Annotated in this window: 17 protein-coding genes; 6 read left to right on the top strand and 11 right to left on the bottom strand. The window is 71.5% G+C overall.

Features of this window, described 5'->3' with window-relative positions; translation table 11 throughout:
- Positions 1 to 7: 7 nt before the first annotated feature.
- The 3 genes from EV186_RS00975 to eno are packed head-to-tail and all read right to left on the bottom strand — an operon-like array spanning position 8 to position 2,320.
- On the bottom strand, positions 8 to 481 hold the full coding sequence (locus EV186_RS00975) for a DUF501 domain-containing protein (RefSeq protein ID WP_133848669.1): 474 nt from the start codon (positions 479 to 481) through the stop codon (positions 8 to 10).
- Positions 482 to 491: 10 nt separating this feature from the next.
- On the bottom strand, positions 492 to 1,037 hold the full coding sequence (locus EV186_RS00980) for an FtsB family cell division protein (protein WP_166658977.1): 546 nt from the start codon (positions 1,035 to 1,037) through the stop codon (positions 492 to 494).
- The gene (gene eno, locus EV186_RS00985) at positions 1,034 to 2,320 is read right to left on the bottom strand and encodes a phosphopyruvate hydratase (protein WP_133847191.1); all 1,287 of its coding nucleotides are present in this window, start codon (positions 2,318 to 2,320) and stop codon (positions 1,034 to 1,036) included. The genes EV186_RS00980 and eno overlap by 4 nt, the downstream gene beginning before the upstream one ends.
- 158 nt (positions 2,321 to 2,478) lie before the next feature.
- Here eno and EV186_RS00990 point away from each other — a divergent pair, with 158 nt between their 5' ends.
- Both EV186_RS00990 and EV186_RS00995 read left to right on the top strand, forming a co-directional pair.
- Positions 2,479 to 2,877, top strand: coding sequence for a tetratricopeptide repeat protein (locus EV186_RS00990; protein WP_133847192.1), 399 nt, complete (start codon positions 2,479 to 2,481; stop codon positions 2,875 to 2,877).
- A gap of 154 nt (positions 2,878 to 3,031) precedes the next feature.
- Positions 3,032 to 4,255, top strand: a complete 1,224-nt coding sequence (locus EV186_RS00995; RefSeq protein WP_243753759.1) for a Cmx/CmrA family chloramphenicol efflux MFS transporter — start codon at positions 3,032 to 3,034, stop codon at positions 4,253 to 4,255.
- Here EV186_RS00995 and EV186_RS01000 read toward each other — a convergent pair.
- Positions 4,189 to 5,073, bottom strand: coding sequence for a lysozyme family protein (locus EV186_RS01000; protein ID WP_243753760.1), 885 nt, complete (start codon positions 5,071 to 5,073; stop codon positions 4,189 to 4,191). The two genes, EV186_RS00995 and EV186_RS01000, sit on opposite strands and share 67 nt — an antisense overlap.
- Positions 5,074 to 5,183: 110 nt before the next feature.
- Here EV186_RS01000 and efeU point away from each other — a divergent pair, with 110 nt between their 5' ends.
- The 4 genes from efeU (at position 5,184) to EV186_RS01020 (ending at position 9,169) form a co-directional block, all read left to right on the top strand.
- Positions 5,184 to 6,029, top strand: a complete 846-nt coding sequence (efeU, locus tag EV186_RS01005) for an iron uptake transporter permease EfeU (RefSeq protein WP_133847193.1) — start codon at positions 5,184 to 5,186, stop codon at positions 6,027 to 6,029.
- Entirely contained in the window at positions 6,026 to 7,213 is a 1,188-nt protein-coding gene (gene efeO, locus EV186_RS01010; protein WP_133847194.1) for an iron uptake system protein EfeO, read from the top strand. The genes efeU and efeO overlap by 4 nt, the downstream gene beginning before the upstream one ends.
- Positions 7,210 to 8,478 carry an iron uptake transporter deferrochelatase/peroxidase subunit gene (gene efeB / locus EV186_RS01015; protein WP_133847195.1) on the top strand — a complete coding sequence of 423 codons (1,269 nt, stop codon included), beginning with the start codon at positions 7,210 to 7,212 and terminating at the stop codon, positions 8,476 to 8,478. Before efeO ends, efeB begins: the two co-directional genes overlap by 4 nt.
- A 172-nt stretch (positions 8,479 to 8,650) precedes the next feature.
- Positions 8,651 to 9,169 (top strand): hypothetical protein, encoded by a 519-nt coding sequence (locus EV186_RS01020; protein WP_133847196.1) that lies wholly within the window; start codon positions 8,651 to 8,653, stop codon positions 9,167 to 9,169.
- A 20-nt stretch (positions 9,170 to 9,189) separates the two neighbouring features.
- Here EV186_RS01020 and EV186_RS01025 read toward each other — a convergent pair whose 3' ends face one another.
- Genes EV186_RS01025 through EV186_RS01055 form a run of 7 tightly spaced genes read right to left on the bottom strand, consistent with a single transcriptional unit; the run spans position 9,190 to position 17,939 of the window.
- Entirely contained in the window at positions 9,190 to 10,014 is an 825-nt protein-coding gene (locus EV186_RS01025; RefSeq protein ID WP_133847197.1) for a class I SAM-dependent methyltransferase, read from the bottom strand.
- A complete protein-coding gene (locus EV186_RS01030) occupies positions 10,014 to 13,265 on the bottom strand; it encodes a S41 family peptidase (protein ID WP_133847198.1) in 3,252 nt (1,083 codons plus the stop codon). The genes EV186_RS01025 and EV186_RS01030 overlap by 1 nt, the downstream gene beginning before the upstream one ends.
- Before the next feature lie 46 nt (positions 13,266 to 13,311).
- Entirely contained in the window at positions 13,312 to 14,238 is a 927-nt protein-coding gene (locus EV186_RS01035) for a nucleoside triphosphate pyrophosphohydrolase (protein WP_133847199.1), read from the bottom strand.
- A 5-nt stretch (positions 14,239 to 14,243) separates the two neighbouring features.
- On the bottom strand, positions 14,244 to 15,215 hold the full coding sequence (locus EV186_RS01040) for a SurA N-terminal domain-containing protein (protein ID WP_133847200.1): 972 nt from the start codon (positions 15,213 to 15,215) through the stop codon (positions 14,244 to 14,246).
- 43 nt (positions 15,216 to 15,258) lie between these two features.
- Entirely contained in the window at positions 15,259 to 16,098 is an 840-nt protein-coding gene (locus tag EV186_RS01045) for an ESX secretion-associated protein EspG (RefSeq protein ID WP_133847201.1), read from the bottom strand.
- Complete coding sequence (locus EV186_RS01050) at positions 16,099 to 17,511, bottom strand: PPE domain-containing protein (protein WP_133847202.1); 1,413 nt, start codon at positions 17,509 to 17,511, stop codon at positions 16,099 to 16,101.
- An 8-nt stretch (positions 17,512 to 17,519) separates the two neighbouring features.
- Positions 17,520 to 17,939 (bottom strand): hypothetical protein, encoded by a 420-nt coding sequence (locus tag EV186_RS01055; RefSeq protein WP_133847203.1) that lies wholly within the window; start codon positions 17,937 to 17,939, stop codon positions 17,520 to 17,522.
- Positions 17,940 to 17,963 lie beyond the last annotated feature (24 nt).

Consider the following 17,963-nt stretch of genomic DNA (forward strand, 5'->3'; position numbering starts at 1 on the left):
GATCGGATCAGTCGGCGCAGGCACCGGTCGGCCATTTGTCCTTCAGCAGGGCCAAAGTCTCGTCGCCGAACGGGTTCACGCCCGGGCCGACCGCCAGCGCGTGCGCGAGGTGGACGTGCAGGCACTTCACGCGCCCCGGCATCCCGCCCGCGCTGACGTCGGTCCCCAGTGACTCGATCGCGTTGCGCTGCGCCAGGTACGACTCGTGCGCCCGCTGGTACTGGGCGGCGAGTTCCTCATCCGAGGACAGGCGGGCCGTCATCTCCTTCATCAGGCCGCTCGCCTCGAGCGTGCTGCACAACGACGTCAGCTGCGGGCACGTCAGGTAGTACAGGGTCGGGAACGGCGTGCCGTCCTCCAGCCGGGGGCTCGTCTGGATCACCGCCGGGTGCCCGCTCGGGCACCGGAACGCCACGGCGCGGATGGCGCGCGGGCGCCGGCCCAGCTGCGCCGCCACCGCCTCGAAGTCCGCGTCGGTCACCTGTTCGTACTCAGCCACCGTCCACCGAACCCCACAAGTTCTCGTACCAACTGCCCTGCGGCGCCGCCGCCTTCAGGTGATCGCCGCCCTGCTGCGGCGCCGTGTCCCCCGGTAGCTGCACCACGTACGGGGTCTCCCCCGGCTTCACGTACCGCAACCGGCGCCGCGCCTCCGCCTCGACCTGCGCCGGGTCGGAGAGCTGCGCCTTGCGTTCCTGCAACTCCTGGACCTGCGTGCGCAACTGCTCCTGGTGCTGTTGCTGCACTTGCAAGTCCTCCCGCTGCGACAGATAAGTCCGCAACGGCACCGAAATCGACAGCACCAGCGCACACACGACGACCGCCAGCACCGCCGCCCGCCGGGTCGGGGCGAACCCGAAGAGGCCCGGACCGCGCCGCCTGCGCCGGGGCCGGCGGCGCGGCGGCGCCTCCTCGAGCTCCTCGTCCTGGTTCTCCTTGCGCGGTTTGCGGGTCTGCTCGGGCCGCCGGCCCTCGGACACGGCCGGACGCCGCCGGCCCCGTCCCTGGGCAGGCCCGCCGGATCCGCGCGTGGTCATGACTCCGAGGTGAACCTCGGGAAGGAGAGGTCGCCCGCGTACCGAGCGGCCTCGCCGAGGGTTTCCTCGATGCGCAGCAGCTGGTTGTACTTGGCGACCCGCTCACTGCGGGCGGGCGCACCGCTCTTGATCTGGCCGATGCCGGTGGCCACCACGAGGTCGGCGATGGTGGTGTCCTCGGTCTCGCCGGAGCGGTGGCTCATCATGCTGCGGTAGCCGTAGGACGTGGCGAGGTTCACCGCGTCGAGCGTCTCCGACAGCGTGCCGATCTGGTTGACCTTCACCAGCAACGCGTTCGCGGCGCGGCGGGCGATGCCTTCCTCGAGCCGCTCGGGGTTGGTGACGAAGAGGTCGTCGCCGACGATCTGCACGCGCTCGCCGAGCTCCGCGGTCAGCCGCACCCAGCCGTCCCAGTCGTCCTCGGCGAGCGGGTCCTCGAGCGACACCAGCGGGTACGCCTCGAGCAGTTCGCCGTAGTAGGCGGACATCTGCTCGGCGCTGCGCTTGCTGCCCTCGAAGTGGTAGGCGCCGTCGGCGTAGAACTCGGTGGCCGCCGCGTCGAGCGCGAGCGCCACGTCGCGGCCCGGGGTGTACCCGGCCTTCTCGATCGCGGAGACGATCAGGTCGAGCGCGTCGCGGTTGCTCGGCAGGTTCGGCGCGAAGCCGCCCTCGTCGCCGAGGCCGGTGGCCAGGCCGCGGGCCTTCAGCACGCTCTTGAGCGCGTGGTAGACCTCCGCGCCCCAGCGCAGCGCCTCGCGGAAGGTCTCGGCGCCGATCGGCGCGATCATGAACTCCTGGATGTCCACATCGGAGTCGGCGTGGGCGCCGCCGTTGATGATGTTCATCATCGGCACGGGCAGCACGTGGGCGTTCGGGCCGCCGATGTAGCGGAAGAGCTCCAGGCCGCTGGACTCCGCGGCCGCCTTCGCCACGGCGAGCGAGACGCCGAGGATGGCGTTGGCGCCCAGCCGCGACTTGTCGGGCGTGCCGTCGAGGTCCACCAGCTTCTGGTCGACGATGCGCTGGTCGACCGCGTCGACACCGGCCAGGTCCGGGCCGATCTCGTCGAGCACCGCGGTGACCGCGCCCTCGACACCCTTGCCCAGGTAGCGCTTGGGGTCACCGTCACGGCGTTCCACCGCTTCGTGCTCGCCGGTGGACGCGCCGGAGGGCACCGCGGCCCTGGCCAGGGTTCCGTCGTCCAGGGCGACCTCCACCTCGACGGTGGGGTTGCCGCGCGAGTCCAGGATCTCGCGGGCGCCGACCTGCTCGATGACCGCCACGAAGCTCTCCTCGGGATGGGAACTGCCGATTTACCAGCCCGAGCCTAGCCGTCCACAAGGGGTGACCTGGGACAGGCACGCTGGCCCTAAGGAAACTCACAATGATCACTCTTCAGCCGGTCGAATCGCGCGTTAACGCCAGGTAGCGTTGATCCACGATGGCTGAGGAGCTGGGCGCCGGGGACGGCACCTTCGAGGCGTTCCGCCGCGCGGAAGCGTTGGTCGCGCAGCAGCGACCACTGGACGCGCTGGCGGCGTTGGAGCCTGTTCTCGAAGTGGTGACCAACGCACCAAGCGTGTTGTTGCTGGCTGGGCGGGCCTACCTCGGGTCCGCCCAGTTCCGTCGTGCGGAGGCGGCGTTCCGGCGGGTGCTGGAGCTCGACCCGACCGACCACTACGCGTTGTTCGCGCTGGGCAAGACGTTGCAGCGCCAGCACCGGCTGACCGAGGCGCTCCCGCCGCTGCGGATGGCCGTGGCAATGCGCCCGCTGCCCGAGTACCAGGAGGCCCTCGGCGAGGTCTCCGCCCGCATCGCCGTGGAAGGTGGATCGTGGTGATGCCGACCGCGACCGCCCCGGCCACAGCGGCAGCCGACCCGCACGCGGGCGTGGCCGGCATCGCCTGAGGGCGATCCACCCGGAGCGCGGAGCGCGACCGTCCAACACCGCTCTCAATAGTTGGGACGCTGGAATTCCTCGGTTTGTTCGTCCGTTGTCGAACAACGTGCATCGTGGTGTCTACGTCCTTGGGCTGAGCGTCTTCGCGCTCGGCACGACCGAGTTCATGATCTCCGGCCTGCTCCCCGGCATGGCTCGTGAACTGCACGTCTCCGTGCCACAGGTCGGCGGGCTCATCTCGGCGTTCGCGATCGGCATGCTGGTCGGCGCGCCGCTGCTGGCCGTGCTGACCCTGCGCTGGCCGCGCAAGGCGACGCTGGTCGGCGCCCTGGTGGTGTTCATCGGCGGCCAACTGCTGGGTGCGGTCGCGCCGGACTACGCGGTGCTGCTGCTCGCGCGGGTGATCACCGCGGGCGCCACCGGCGCGTTCTGGGCGGTCGGTGGTGTGATGGCGGTGACGTTGGGCGGCAAGGAACACCGGGCCCGCGCGCTGGCGATCATGGTCGGCGGGCTGACCGTCGCCAACGTGCTGGGTGTGCCGCTCGGCACGGTGATCGGCGACCACGGTGGCTGGCGCGGCGCGTTCTTCGCGGTCGCGGCCGCAGCGCTGGTGGGGCTGCTGGGCATCCTGCGCTGGGTGCCGAGCATGGAGGGCACGCGGGCCAAGCCCGACCTCGCCGCGGAGTTGCGGGTCTTCCGCCAGCCGCGGATCTGGGTGGCGCTGGCCACCACGGCCCTCACCTCGGCGTCGATCTTCGGCACGTTCTCCTACCTCGCGCCGCTGCTGACCGACGTCGCCGGCTTCGCCGACGGCGCGGTTCCGTTGCTGCTCGGCGCTTTCGGCGTGGGCGCGGTGATCGGCCTGCAGGTCGCGGGCCGCCTCGCCGACCGCTACCCGTGGGCGAGCCTGCTCGTGCCCTTCGCCGCGCTCACGGTGGTGCTCGTCACGCTGGCGCTCGCCGGTGCGCGGCCCGTGCTCGTGATCATCGCCGTGGTGTTGTTCGGGTTGACCGGGTTCGGCACCAACCCGGCGCTGAACGCCCGCGTGTTCGGCCTGGCCGGCGACGCGCCGACGCTCGCGAACTCGGTGCAGGTGGCGGCGTTCAACCTCGGCAACACCGTGGGTCCGCTCATCGGCGGCGCGGCGATCGGCGCCGGTCTCGGGTTCGCGTCGGTACCCGCGTTGAGCGCGGTGGTCGTGGTCCTCGCGGTGCTGGCCACCGCGGTGTCGATCCGGATGGACCGCGTCCGTCAGCCGGTGGCCGAGACGGTGACCCGCGCGTACGCGTCCGCCCCGGAGAAGACCTTGCGCCCGTAGCTCACCGACTTGTTGTAGGTGAGCACGCCGTGCCACCAGCCCTTCGGCGTGGACAGGTCGCCACCGATGCCGCAGAGGTAGCGCGCCGAGGTCAGCGCCGCGTCGTCGACGTTCTGCGGGTCGGGGTCGCGCCCGTCACCGTTGGCCCGCATCCCCCACTTGTGCCAGGTGGCCGGCACGAACTGCATGGCGCCGACGGCCCGGTCCCACGTGGCGTCGCCGTCGAGTTCGCCGCCGTCGGTGTCCTTGATCGCCAGCACGCCCTCGTGCCCGTCCAGCGGGACGCCGATGATCGGCTTGCTGAGCGTGCCGTCGGGCCGCACCTCGGCGCCGCCGTACTCGCCGTGGCTCGACTCGACCCGGCCCAGGCCCGCGAGCGTGGCCCAGGAGATCCGGCAGCCGGGGTCCATAGCGCGCATCTTCCGTTCGGCCGTGCCGTACGCGAGCACGACGCGGGCCGGGATGTCGGTGCGCTCGGCGATGCCCTCGCTCCACGCGGCCAGCTTGGCCGGCACCGGCGCCGCCTTGTGCGGCACGACCGAGCCCGGCTTCGGGGTGAGCGCGGCCACGGTGAACCGGGGCTTGCGCTTGTCCGAGCCGTCGGATCCGGCCCGGGTCAACGCCGCCACCACGACGACGCCCAGCAACGCACAGACCCCCAGGATGGCCAGCACGGGCTTGAGCAGGCGCCGCCGCCTCGCGGGCGGCTCGAACCGGGGCCCGGCTCCACGGTCGGGTGAATCGGACAGGCGGGTCGCAGGCTCGGACAGTTCGGACTCCTCACGCGGGTCGGTCCCGGACGATGCGGATGCGGCCACCCCTGCAGGCTACGGACTCCGGCGGTGTGGTTTCACCCACCCGGGTAGACACGGGAGATGAGGCTTACCTAAATTGGGTAAGCCTCACTTCACTTCGACAGGAGCAGCTCGTGATCTTCGGCAACGCCCTCATCGGGCTCCGCGAAGGCCTTGAGGCTGGGCTCGTGGTGAGCATCCTCGTCGCCTTCCTGGTCAAGACCGACCGCCGCTTCGCGCTGAAGTCGGTGTGGCTGGGCGTCACGCTGGCCGTCGTGCTGTCCGCCGGGTTCGGCTGGCTGATCACGTTCACCTCGCACGAGATGACGTTCGAGCAGCAGGAGACCTTCGGCGGCGCGATGTCGCTCATCGCGGTCGCGTTCGTCACCGCGATGATCTTCTGGATGCGCGCCACGGCCCGCACCATCGCCGCCGAGCTGCGCGGCAAGCTCACCGACGCGCTCAAGATCGGCCCGTTCGCGGTGGCCCTGATGGCGTTCCTGACCGTCGGGCGTGAGGGCCTGGAGACCGCGGTGTTCTTCTACGCCGCGACCCAGAGCGCGGGCTCGGGCACCAGCCAGCCGCTGATCGGGTTCCTGGTCGGCATCGCCGTCGCGGTCGTGCTCGCGTTCGCCCTGTACAAGGGCGCGCTGCGGATCAACCTGGGCAAGTTCTTCACGATCACCGGCGCCCTGCTGATCTTCGTCGCGGCCGGGGTGCTCGCCTACGGCCTGCACGACCTGCAGGAGGGCGGCGTCCTGCCGGGCCTGCACACGCTCGCGTTCGACCTGTCCGGGCCGATGCCCGAGGACTCCTGGTACGGCGCGCTGCTCAAGGGCGTCTTCAACTACTCGGCGCAGACGACCGTGCTGCAGGCGATCGCGTGGATCGTCTACATCGCCGTCGTGCTGCCGCTGTTCCTGCGCAAGCGCAAAGCGCCCGTCAAGAAGCAGGAGCAGCCGGCGCCTGCCGCCGCATGAACCCACCACACCGTTTGCGACACAAGGAGAACACGGTGACCCCATCCCCCGCGCGCACGGCGTTCGCCGCCGCGGCAACCTTCGCGTTGACGGCCGCGCTGGCCGCCTGCGGGAACAGCGACCCGTCCGGTTCGGCCGGCGGGTCGGGCGCGATCGCGGTCGACGCCAAGGACAGCTCGTGCACCGTGGCGCGCACCAGCGCCGACGCGGGCACGCTGACCTTCGAGGTCACCAACAACGGCACCCGCACCACGGAGTTCTACCTGTACGGCGAAGGTGACCGGATCATGGGCGAGGTCGAGAACATCGGCCCCGGCCTCAAGCGCACCCTGCGCGTCGAGGTGCCGGACGCGGGCAAGTACACGACGGCGTGCAAGCCGGGCATGCAGGGCGACGGCATCCGTGCCGACTTCACCGTCACCGGCGGTGCGCAGCGCCAGGCCAGCACCGACACCAAGCTCGCCGAGGCCACCAAGAGCTACAAGCGGTACGTGGACAACCAGATCGTCGCGCTGATCAGCGAGACGCAGAGGTTCGCCGACGCGGTCAAGGCCGGCAAGGTCGAGGACGCCAAGAAGCTCTACCCGGTGACCCGCACCTACTACGAGCGCATCGAGCCGGTCGCGGAGAAGTTCGGCGAGCTCGACCCGAAGCTCGACCTGCGCGAGGCCGACCTGGAGTCCGGCGACAAGTGGACCGGCTACCACCGGCTGGAGAAGGACCTGTGGGTCACCGGGCTCAAGCCCGACTCGAAGGCGATCGCCGACCAGCTCGTGACCGACGTCAAGGACCTGCAGGCCAAGGCGGCGTCGCTGGAGTACACCCCGCTGGACCTGGCCAACGGCGCCAAGGGCCTGCTCGACGAGGTGGCCACCGGCAAGATCACCGGTGAGGAGGACACGTTCTCCCACACCGACCTCTGGGACTTCCGGGCCAATGTGGACGGATCGCAGGCCGCCATCGCGGCGCTGCGCCCGGTGATCACCGAGCGGAACGCGGCCCTGGGCACCGAGATCGACACCAAGTTCGCGGCCGTGGACGCGCTGCTGGACAAGCAGCAGGTCGGGGACGGTTACAAGCTGTACGACAAGCTGTCCAAGGACGAGGTCAAGGAGTTCGCCACCGCGGTCGACGCCCTCGGCGAACCGATCAGCAAGGTCGCGGAAGTGGTGTCGGCCAAGTGAGCGAGGCACAGGGGCCGCTGTCGCGGCGCAGGCTCTTCGGGATCGCCGGAGCGGGCGCCGCGGTGGCCGGGGTGGGTGCGGCCGCGGGCGTGTTCGGCAGCAAGACACTGGGCACCAGTGACCAGCCGGTCGAACAGGCCGCGGCGGCCTCTGTGCCGTTCCGCGGGCCGCACCAGGCGGGCATCGTCACGCCCGCGCAGGACCGCATGCACTTCGTGGCCTTCGACGTGACGACGACCGACCGCGCCGAACTGGTCGAGATGCTGCGCGAGTGGACCACCGCGGCCGAACGCATGACCACGGGCCAGGAAGCCGTGCCGAACGGCGCGGTCGGCGGCTCGGAGCACGCGCCGCCGGCCGACACCGGCGAGGCCCTGGACCTGCCGGCGTCGGCGCTGACGCTCACGATCGGCTTCGGCCCGTCGCTGTTCGACAAGCGGTTCGGCCTGGCGAAGCTGCGCCCGCCCGCGTTGATCGACCTGCCGCACTTCCGCGCGGACGAACTGGACCCGGCCCGCAGCGGCGGCGACCTGTGCGTGCAGGCGTGCGCGAACGACCCGCAGGTGGCGGTGCACGCGATCCGCAACCTGGCCCGGATCGGGTTCGGCAAGGTGGCCGTGCGGTGGTCGCAACTGGGCTTCGGCCGCACGTCGTCGACGTCGCGTTCGCAGTCGACGCCGCGCAACCTGTTCGGCTTCAAGGACGGCACCAACAACCTGAAGGCCGAGGACACCGCCGACCTGAGCCAGCACATGTGGGTGCAGCCCGGCGACGGTCCGGAGTGGATGACCGGCGGCTCGTACATGGTGACCCGGCGGATCCGCATGCACATCGAGACGTGGGACCGTGCCCCGCTGGCCGAACAGCAGGCGATCATCGGGCGCGCCAAGGGTTCCGGTGCGCCGCTGGGTCAGGTGGACGAGTTCGACCCGATCGACCTGCACGTGCGGGGCGAGGGCGGGATCCCGCTCATCGCCGAGGACGCGCACGTCCGGTTGGCGGCCGCGGAGTCGTTGCGGGGCGTGAAGATCCTGCGCCGCGGCTACAACTTCACCGACGGCTCCGACGGGGTCGGCCACCTGGACGCCGGGTTGTTCTTCGTGGCGTTCAACCGGGATTCCCGCACCCACTTCGTGCCGATGCAGAAAGCGTTGGCCGACAACGACGCGATGATGGAGTACGTGCAGCACACGGGTTCCGCGCACTTCGCCGTGCCGCGTGGACTGGGCAAGGGCGAGTACTGGGGCCAAACCCTGTTCGGCTAGCCGACAGCTCAGTCAGCGTCGCCCGAATTGACCAACGACGCCACCGGAGTGGGTGTAGCACCGTTGCCGCTCGCCCCCAAAGATCCGGAGGTGGTGATCACCCATCCCGGCAAGATCGCCCCCGGGACCCATTCGAAGGTGTGGACATCGCGGAGGATCGGGGTTGGTGCGGATGACGACTCAGCCGAGCACCACGACCGATCTGGCGATCGAGATCGATCATGGCCAGGTCTACATCTACTCAGTGGCGCCCTGGGCGGACGATCCGACCAACGACGCGGTGCTGCGCGCCTTGACCGACGCTCGGCGGTCAGGTCGCTGGGTCGGTGTGGCGGATGGGGTGATCGATCTTGTCGTGCCCTTCCAGAAGAGCTTCGACGCTCCCATGCGGGTCGAGGTCTGGCCCGCCGAGCCGATCGCGGATTACGAGAACTGGGACCACGTTGTGGATGTCGATTTCGACATCCACAACGGTCAACTCGTGTTCGAGCCCTCGGGCGGCTTCAAGCCGGTCCGATGCGAGCCATTGCCATCAGGCCAGTACCGCGCCCGGGTGTCCGGCCGCGGCTACACCGAGATGCTCGAGGGCGGTGAGGGTCTGGACTCGTATCGGCTTCAGCTGTGGCCGCGAGATCGCGACCGGCCAGCGGAGGTTCGTCGGAGTTGGTCCGGCTGGTCGAAAGCCACGTAGCGATTCTTTGTCGGCCCGGCTTACGGGTTCACCGCGCGGATGGCGTAGAGGAGAGGGATCCGGGGCTGGTCGTCCGGCAGGACGAACCAGCCGGATTCCGTGCCGTGCATGGAAGACCAGCGCGGGAACGGCAGTTCCGGCGTCTCGCGCACGAGGTCCACCCGCAGCCCGGCGCCGGCCAACGCCGAGACGACCTCGCCGACGCCGTGCATCCACTCGTAGGCCACCGTGGCCTCGTGCAACGCAGGTCCGTCCGTGTATGTGCGGGTCGCGTCCCGTTCCACCGGGCCGCGACCGGACAGGTAGTCGTTGCGCAGCGTCAGGTCCTCGGCCGAGCCCGGCGCCACGCCCAGCGCGTTCAGCAACGGGTGGAACTCGACCAGGTAGAAGGTGCCACCCGGCTTGAGGATGCCGCGCACCTGCGCCGCCCACGCCGCCAGGTCCGGCAGGTACACCACCGACCCCTTGCCGGTGTACACCAGGTCGAACCGTTCGGCGCCAAGGGATTCCACCGCGTTGTACACATCGGACTCGACGAAGTCCACCGCCACCCCGGCCGCGGCGGCAACCGACCGGGCCGCCACCACCGAGGCCGGCGAGAAGTCCAAACCGGACGCTCGCGCGCCCCGGCGGGCGAACTCGATGGTCTCCGTGCCCAGGTGGCACTGCAGGTGCACGACCTCGCGCCCTTCGAGCGGGCCCATGTCCGCCCACTCGAAGGGGGCGAACCACTCGGCCGCCGCCCGCGACCCGTAGAACTCGCTGGCCGCGTGGATCGGCGTGCGCTCGTCCCAGTTGGCCCGGTTGGCCTCGATCATCCGCCGGGTCTCGACGTCGAAGGCCATCACGCGACCCCGGGCGGCGGCAACTCCGGCGGCACGGCGGCGGGCTGTTCTTCCAATGCCGCCAACGCCAGCTCGATCGCCTTGTCCAGCTGCGGATCCGCCTGCGCCGCGTAGTCCTGCGGGCGCATCACGACCTCGACATCCGGGTCGACGCCGTAGTTCTCCACACCCCAGCCGGGACCGGACAACCAGCTCGCGTATCGCGGCTGCGTCACCACGGTCCCGTCGACCAGGTGGTAACGCATGTCGATGCCGATCACACCGCCCCAGGTCCGCTCGCCGACCACCGGCCCGATCTTCATCGTCCTGATCGCCCACGTGACGATGTCGCCGTCGGAGCCCGCATTTTGGTCGGTCACGGCCACCACCGGCCCGCGCGGCGCGTCCTCCGGGTAGGTCCCGACCATGTACCCGTCGCGGGCCAGCTGCCAGCCGATCACCTTGCGCGCCAGCTTCTCCACGACCAGCTGCGACAGGTGCCCGCCGCCGTTCTCCCGCACGTCCACGATCAGCCCGTCGCAGCGGGTCTCCATCCGCAGGTCCCGGTGCAGCTGCGCCCACCCGGGCGCCTGCATGTCCGGCACGTGCAGGTAACCCAGTCGCCCGCCACTGGCCGACCGGACGTACGCCCGCCGCTCGTTCACCCACGCCTGGTAGCGCAGCGGCACGTCGTCCAGCAGCGGCACCACGACCACCCGGCGACGCTCGCCGCCGTCGGCCGGGGCCACGGTCAGCTCGACCGGCTTGCCAGCCGCACCGACCAGCAACGGCGCCGGGCCCGCGTCGGTCACCGGCCGCGCGTCCACGGCGACGATCGCGTCGCCCGGGCGCATCGCGACGCCCGGCGCGTACAGCGGCGAGCGGGCGCGCGGGTCGGACGTCTCGCTCGGCAGCACCCGCGCCACCCGCCACGTGCCGTCGTCGTCGCGGGTCAGGTCGGCGCCCAGCAAACCCAGCCGGCGCCGGGATTCCACGTCTTCGTCCCGCTCGAACGCATACGCGTGCGACGTGCCCAGCTCGCCCTGCACCTCCCAGAGCAGGTCGATCAGGTCGTCGTAGGAGCCGACCGCGTCGAGCAGCGGGCGGTACCGGTCGAGCACGCCCGCCCAGTCGACGCCGTTCATGTCCGCGCGCCAGTAGTGATCGCGCATGAGCCGGCCGGTCTCGTCGTAGGCCTGGCGCCACTCCTGCGGCGGGTGCACGGTCACCCGCACCCGGCTCAGGTCGACCTTCACCTCGTCGTCGGAGTCGTCGTCGCCGACCTTGTGGGCGGTGGGCACCACCCGCACGCGCCCGTCCTGGCGCACCACGAGCCGCTCGCCGTCGCCGCTGACCCGCACCTCCTCGAAGCCGTCGAGCAGTTCGTCGGTGTGCCGCTTGGCGAAGTCGTAGCGCTCGAGCACCGGCTTGGGCCGCGGCGCGTCCGGCTCGCCGAGCACGCCGGCCACTTGCTGGCGCTGCCACACCACACCACCGCTGACCGCGAGCAGGTCGGTGTAGTTGTCCGCGGGCACCGGGAACGGGACGACGCGCTCGGCGAGCAGTTCCACGTCCACCTCGGTCGCGGGCGGCGCGTCGTCGGACTTCTCGCTCTTCTCCGATCCCTCGGGCTTCTCGGGCTTGTCGTCCTTGTCGCCCTTGTCGCCCTTGTCGTCCTTGTCGTCCTTGTCATCGTCGCCGGAGACCGGGCGGCCGTCGCGCTGCGGCGCGAACGGCGAGGGCGTCTTCTCCCCCAGCGGCACCAGGTACGGGCGGCTGCCGGACAGGAACGACAGGTCGAACACGTGCGTGTCGTAGACCGGGTCGAAGCTGCGGGCGGACAGGAAGACCAGATGTTTGCCGTCCGCGGTGAACGCGGGCGCGTAGTCGCAGAACCGCAGCGGCGTCACGTCGGCGATCACCGGCTCGGCCTCGTCGATCCGCGCGATCCTGATGTGCCGCAACGGATCCGGACCCGGGTGCGACCACGCGACCCAGCGCGAGTCCGGCGAGAACACCGGACCGGACACATCGGATTCCTCGGCCCGCACCAGCTCCCGCACGGCCCCGGACTCGACGTCGACCAGCACGAGACGCCGGTCGTGGGTGGTCACGGCGACCGTCGCGCCGTCGGGTGCCGCGGCCAGCTCGAGCACCCGGCCGAGCTGCCCGGTGGCCAGCCGGTGCGGCTGCTCGCCGACAGCGCTGCCGTCCACGGGGGCGACCTCCAAGCCGTCCTCGCCCTCGGCATCGGTCACCCACACGGCTTTGCCGGTGTCGCCGAGCACGCGCGGGAGCCGGGCCCGCACGCCGGGCTCGGCGGCCAGTACCCGCACCGGGCCATCGCGGTGGGTCAGCCAGTGCACGGTGCCACGCACCTCGATCGCGCTGGCCCGGCCGGTGTGGTCGGGGGCGAGGTCGCCGAGCTCGTCGGCGGCGTCGATCGGGTACGGCACGCGGCTGGTACGCGGCCCGCCGAGGCGCACGTCCAGCTTGCGCGGCTCGGCGTCGAGGCGGTCGAGCAGCCACAGGTCACCGGCGCAGTGGTAGATCACCTTGGTGCCGTCGGTCGCGGCGTTGCGGGCGTAGAACTCGTGCCGCGAGCGCGTGCGCAGGTCGCTGCCGTCCGGCAGGCACGAGTAGAGGTTGCCGACGCCCTCGTGGTCGGACAGGAACGCGATCCGCTCGCCCACCCACATCGGCGACGTGAGGTTGGTGTCCAGGTCGGTGAGGATGCGGGCGAAGTCGCCGGAGCCGTCGCGGTCCAGCCAGAACTTGCCCGCGGTGCCGCCGCGGTAGCGCTTCCACTCGGCGGGTTCGCGGTGCGGGGTCTCCACGAGCACCGCGCCGCCCGGGCCGTACGCCACGCCGCGGACCGGACCGTAGGGCAGCTGCCGGGGCGCGCCGTCCAACGGCACGGCGTGCGCCCACGTCCGCCGCGTCGAGGCCTGACCGGTCGACGTCGTGGCCACCACTTCCCCGTCCGGGGTCCAGCCGCGCACGTCGGTCTTGACGTCGCCCCAGTAGGTCAGGCGCCGGCTCGGGCCGCCGTCGACCGGCGCAACGTGCACCTCGGGCTCGACGTCGCGGGTGCTGGTCCACGCGATCTGGCTGCCGTCCGGGGAGAACCGGGGAAACCGCACGGGGGTGTGGTCGGCGCTGACCCGCCACGCCCGCCCGCCGTCGAGTTCGGCCAGCCACACGTCGTCCTCGGCGACGAACGTGATCAGGCCGTCGTGGACGTCTGGATAGCGCAGGTAAGCATCGGTCACGGCACCAAACTAGTGGGCGGCGCCGACATCTTGGGTCACCTTTCGATCAGCGCGGCCAGAACCGGCGCCAGCCCTCGTCACCCATGGTCGCCGGGTCGAGGCCGGCCGCCCGCGCCGCCGCCTCGGCGGCCCGCACGTCGGCGGCGAACCCGCGGTCGACGGCCCGCAGCTCGTCCTCGGCGTCGCGGCCCTCGGCCTGCGCGGTCGCGGCGAGGCGGAACAGGCGCGCGCCAAGGGAATCGTCGGCGGGCAAGAGCTCCGCGGGCAGCTTCGCGCGGTCGGTGCGCTGGACGAGCTTGGCCGCCAGGGCGAGCGACGGCTGGTCCATCGCCACGCCGTCGACGCTGGACTCGCGGCGCTTCTCGACCTGCTTGAGCTCCTCCCAGCGGCGCTCCTGCGTGGACGCGTCGCGCACCGCCGAGTCGCCGTCGCCGAACACGTGCGGGTGCCTGCCGACCAGCTTCGTGACCAGCCCGCCCGCCACGTCGTCGATCGAGAACGCCTCGTCGTCGGACTCCTGCGCGACCCGGGCGTGGAACAGCACCTGCAGCAGGACGTCGCCGAGTTCCTCGCGCATGGCGTCGCGGTCGTCGTCGGCGATGGCGTCCAGCAGCTCGTAAGCCTCTTCACGCAGGTACTTGCGCAGCGACTCGTGGGTCTGCTCGGCGTCCCACGGGCACCCGCCGGGCGAGCGCAACCGGTCCATCACGGCGACCGCGTCGAGCAGCGCGTGCCCCGGCGGCGCGGGGAGCTCGACGACCTCAGCGCCGGCGAACCCCGGCAAGTCATCCGGCGAGCGGGCGAAGACGACGACGTCGCCGTCGACCGACGCCGGAACCGGCGGCAGCCCAAGGGTTTCCGCGAGCTCGGCGGTGGCGTAGACGGCGTCCGCATCCCGCACCAGGGCCAGCGCGGCGGCGGGCACGGCGCCCGACCGCGGGTCGCACCGGACGATCGTGCGGCGCGCGGTCATCCGGGTCAGGACTTCGCGGTGGTCGCGGCGGGCAGCAGCTCACCGGCGGCCGCGGCCTGCGCGGCGGGCACGACCCGCATCGACGACGGGTCCCACACGCCGTAGCGCGGGCTGACCCGCACACCGAGCTGGACCGCGAGCGGGCGCAGCAGGTACTCGCCCACCTTGGACATGTTGATCTGGCTGGTGTCCAACGAGTCGCCCGCCTCGATCGGCGTGATCGAGCGGACGTACACCACGGTGTAGCCGCCGCCCTGCTGCGAGTTCGGGTCCGGGGGGAGCATGAGGACCGAGTTGGCGGGCGCGTACCAGGTGATCGCGTTGGCCGCGTCCTGCAGCTGCGTCTGCGCGTCGCCGTTGGCGCCGGGGGTGTTGGTGATCTTGCCGAGGTTGGGCTTGGCGCCCGGGACCGCGGCCATCAGGTCCTGCGAGTGGCCGGGGTCGGCGGCGATCTTCCGGGCCAAGTCCTTGGCCTGGCCGGGGGTCTGCACCACGACCGAGTCGTAGCTCAGGCCCACCTTGCCGAAGTACTTGTCGCCCAGGGCGCGCAGCAGCAGCTGGTCGCGGACGACCTCACGCACGTGCGCCTGGTCGGTGAAGAGCTGGCGGGCGGACTCGACCGGCCCGCCGCCCTGCTCGATGGCCTCGTCGATCGCCGCGTCGGTCACCGTGAGGCCCTCGCGCGGGGCGGTCTGGGCCAGCAGCTCGTGCTCGACGACGTCGGCGATGATGTAGCGCGACGCGTCCGGCACGCCCACGCCCTGCTGCTTGAGCTGCTGCATCGACTGCGGCGAGTTGAGCACCGTGTCGATGCGCTTCTGGACGTCGTCGACCGAGATGCGCTTGTCGCCGATGATCACGGCGGCGCCGACCTGGCTCGGACCCGTGTCACAGGCCGCGAGGGTGAGGCCGACGGCCAGCACCGCGGCGAGCGCGGCTGAACGGCGATTGCGCAGCGATCCCGGTGCGAGCTTCACGAGCCGTACTTTCTCACAACGGGTCCGCCCGCCGGAGAAGAGGTCACCGGGTGGTGAGCGAGCGCCGCACCGTGTCCTCGACCCGCGAGCCGAGCGCGTGCGCGTCCGCGGGGGTGACCGTGACCCATTCGCGCCCGTCCTGCCCGGGCGCCGTGACGACCAGGTAGCGGCCGTCGTCGGCGTTGTCGAACCAGGTGACGGCGTTGGTGTGCCGCTTGCGCCCGGACGGCTCGCGCACCGTCACGCCGATCTGGCCGATGGCGGCGTGCTCGGCGCCGAGCAGGTCGTCGAGGGCCCGCAGGTCACGGTCGCGGCCGTAGTTGGCGACCCGCATCAGGCCGCCTTGTTGCGCTGACTCCTGGGCCGACGGCTTCGGGGGCTGCTGGGGCACCGGCGCGGTGCCGCCCTGCTTGGTGCCGGGCCGCTGGGCGGGCAGGGTCGTGATCAGCGGGGCCACCAGGTTGTCCGGCGCGACCTCGCGCAGGCTCAGGTCGCCGCCCTCGTGCTCCACCGGCCCCGGCTGCTGCACGGCGAGCACCGCCCGGTTGGCGGCACGGGCCACCAGCGCCCTGTGCGGTGAGTACCCGTGCGGTGAGTCCCCGTGCGGCGAGTCGCCGTCGGCGAGCCAGATCGAGTCGACGCTCACCTCCGGGCCGGCGATCAGCCGCAGCGCCCACTCCAGGTCGGCGTCGAGCCGGTCGCGGCGCAGCAGCCCCGACGCGGTCAGCTCGTCGCGCACGCGGCGGCGCAACTGGCTGCGCCCCACGTCGGTGCTGCCGAAGCTCGCCACCTCGAACGGGAAGGGGTAGTCGCCGAGTTCCAGGGATTCCCAGACCTGGTCGAGCTGGACGGGGTTCAGCTGCCAGGCCAGTGCTTGCGCCATCTACGACTCGCCGATCACCGGCGGGGCGACCATCTCGCCGCTGCCGAACACGTCGTCGGTCTCCACCAGGTAGTCCGGGCTCTCGTGCTCGCCGTCCTCTTCCTTGCGTCCGCCGCGGCCGCCGCCCATGCCGCCGGCCCCGCCACGCCCGGCGCCACCGCGACCGCCCATGGCCTCCTGCGCGGCCGAGCCGCCGATGCCGCTGCGCCCGCCGGAGCCGGACTCGCTGGCACCGGAACCGCTGCCCGCGCCCATGCCCGCGCCGCCCCGGCCGTAGCCGCGACCGCCGTACTCGCTGTCGCCGGCGCCGCCGAGGCCGCCGCCACCACCCATCATCGGCATGCCGCCCATGCCGCCACCGCCACCGGCGCCGTGGGCGGTTCGGGGGTCCACACCGCCCTGGCCGGTGTGGTTGCCGTTCGGGTCGAACTGGCTGGGGTCGGTGCGGCCGCGGTCGGTCGGCAGGTTGGGGTTGTCGGGGTGGGTGTCGTTCGGATCGAACTGCGACGGGTCGGTGCGGCCGGGGTCGGTGGGCAGGACCGTCCGCCGATCGTTGCCGTTGTCGCTGCCGGTGCTGTCGGTGCCGTTGTGGTCGCCGCCGCCGGTGTGGTTGGGCGGCGGCTTCGCCGGCCACTCGATGATCTTCCGCTCGCGGTGCTCGGGCGGGACGACCCCGCCCTTGTCGTCGTCGGGTGCGGCGAACGCGGGCGTGGTGTTGTCCACCTCGACGTAGCCCTGGGTGTACATCCGGTTCATCACGTCGACGGCCTGCTGCTTGGCCTGCTGCGCCTCTTTGTGCTGGTCGTAGGCGTCCTTGCCGCCGGAGAGGGCGGCACCGCCCAAGCCGCCGAGGAAGCCGCCGCCCGCGCTGTTGACCAGGGTGCGCCGCCAGCTGAACTCCACCGGGTCGGGCATGTTGATCTGGGCCTGCTTGGCCGCGGTCGACGCCTGCTGCATGCGCGAGCCGGTGCCCTCCGACGCGGCGCCCATGGCCTTGCCCCACTTCGCCATGCCGTCGGGCGCGGTGGCGGCGGCCGTCGCAGCGTCACCGGTCCACCCGCCCTTGACGGCCGTGGTGACCTCGGAGTGGAACTGCTCGAAGCTGCTGGAGAGCTTCGAGCCGACCCGCAGCCAGGTCTCGCCGTGGCTGTTGATGCCGTCGACGTCGACGTTGTCGACCATCGTCTTCATGTGCTTGTGGTCCCACGACGACCAGTTGTCGTGCTGGCTGATCGCCGCCGGGTCGTAGCCGTGGCCCGCGTCCTGGGCCTGCTGGTCACCCCGGCCCTGGTACTTGTCCTGCTGCTCGCGGCTCTGCTCGGTGCGCTGGTTGCGGTCGTGCGCCTCGGCCTTGCGCTCCGACGCCGTTTTCTGCCCGGTGGCCTTGTCGTGCCAGTCGTTCCAGAAGTTCACGACTCCCCCTATTCGGCGCGGTAGCTGAAGGCGTTGTCCGCGTCGGTCTGCTCGTAGCCGCGGGCCGCGTCGTCGTAGTTCTTGGCCATGTTCTCGAGCACCCCCTTGGACTTGACCAGCAAGCCTTCGAGCGAGGTGTCCGAGCCGGTCGCCTTCTTGGCGAACTTGTCCGCGAGCTCGCCGCCGACGCCGCAGTCGCCGAACTTCGCCCGGGTGCCCAGCGGGCGGACCTCGCCGAGCAGCTCGTCGATGCGCGCGATCTGGTCGCGGCAGGCCTTCGCGGCCTTGCGGGCGGCGTCGGGCTCGATGGTGAACTGGCCGGAGGCGATCTCCGAGTGCATCTGCCGCGAGGCCGCGTCGAGCTCGTTCATCTGCTGCTGGGCGTACTGGAAATCGCCCATGTTGCCGACGTCGGTGGTGCCGGACATGACCTGCTCCCCCTGCGAATGGTT

Source organism: Labedaea rhizosphaerae, assembly GCF_004362825.1.
Lineage (GTDB): Bacteria > Actinomycetota > Actinomycetes > Mycobacteriales > Pseudonocardiaceae > Labedaea > Labedaea rhizosphaerae.